Genomic DNA, 1,560 nt, shown 5'->3' on the forward strand with positions numbered 1-1,560 from the left:
GATCCGCCTTGCTCACATGGCGACTGCCACCCTGGGGCCCCGCCAGTTGGGACTCGACGTAGGTTTCGCCACCGCCGCCGGGGACCCGCTGTTCGATGTACAGGGTCTCGAGCCAGTCCGGGTTATGAGGCTCATAGAACGGCAGGGTGACGTCGATATCGTGGTCGGGGTCAATCAGGCCCAACTCGATCGGGTTGATCGTCACCCCAGGCATCGACACCGGCGTGCCGAGCACGGTGACGGTGATGCTGCCGGACTGGCCGACGAAGTCGCCGCGGTCGGTTTTAATCACGAACGAAACCCGGAAGGAACCGCCGACTATTTGCTTGATGATGTCGCCATCAACGGGAACCTCGGTCACGTATACGTTGGTCGCGTTCCTGAAGGGAAGGGCAAACTCCCGGGTCGAGCCATCCGCCAGCGTGGCAGACAGCGTGACGAACACCTGATGGGGCGGATTGGGCGCGGGAAACTCGCGGCCCGTGAAACACGAGACTTTAAATGCCGCATCGCCCTGGGTATCGATGTCGACCTGCTTGAGGTCGACATCGTCCACCAGGAACACCGGGGCTTCAATCAGGCTGGGGTCCAGCTCGCTGACCAGGAAGTAAGACTTGGAATACTGGTACTTTTCCCCGGAGAAGTTCTCCACCACGTCCTGTACCCGAAAGCGCAGGGTCAGGGTGCCCAACAGCCCGCCCTGGAGAATGATCGCCTCACTGACGAAAATCCGGATCGGCCCACTGCCGGGCGCCGCCTCGGCCGGGCTGACGATATGCGTGACGATGACGCCATCCCAGGACAGCTCGATGCGGTCGTTCTGGCGGATATGTTCATACCGCTGAATCAGGCACCACACGCCAGCACCGGCAATCAATCGATCGATCGTCGAACCTTCGGGCAGGCCCTCAACCGTCATGACCAGGCCGGTGTGCCAGGCGCTGCCTGGGTCGCGGTCGGTGCCGCCGGGGCGAGTGGTCTTGATCAGGAGGGTTTGCAGCGGCGAGGTACTCTCCTGGAAAGTGCCGGCGCGCAATACCCGGCCGTACATCGGCACTTCGCCTTCAGGCACATGCTCCTCTGGCACAAAGAGATCGTAACGGGGCAAATCGTCGAGGACGATGTCCGAGGCCACGGCACTGAGCAGGTCATCGAGGTAGAGCGCGTAATAGTCGTAGGCCGACCAGAGGCGCCACTTTTCAAAGATGAAATGCGCATAAGGACGCACATGACGAATGCCCAGGCCGATGGGGGCGTTTTCAGGGTACAGGGAGGCGTGCAGCGAGATTGACGGGTAGGCGGAATACGGCTCGTCGAGGTTTTCGACCCGCTGGGGGCCTGTCGTAGGCACTGCGGCAGGCGTAAAGGGAACAAGCTCTTGGGAGGGCGCCGGGGTTGGGGTGTCATCCATCGAATGACACTCGCAGGCTGGATCAACGGGTCGGTCGGACATGAAAGAGACTCCTTGCTGGAGGGCGTGCGCGAATAAAAAGGCGCGTTCAGGCAAGGAAAATCAGACACCCGGTGGGGAGGGGCGTCTAGCTGTCAGAATTGACAGTG

General features: G+C 61.4%; 1 pseudogene. It reads right to left on the minus strand.

The window, feature by feature from the left end:
• Nucleotides 1-1,453 (minus strand): annotated as a pseudogene (locus AC07OP_RS31580) (YncE family protein); the annotation flags it as partial.
• Nucleotides 1,454-1,560 lie beyond the last annotated feature (107 nt).

Source organism: Pseudomonas sp. GW821-FHT09D08 (assembly GCF_059416305.1).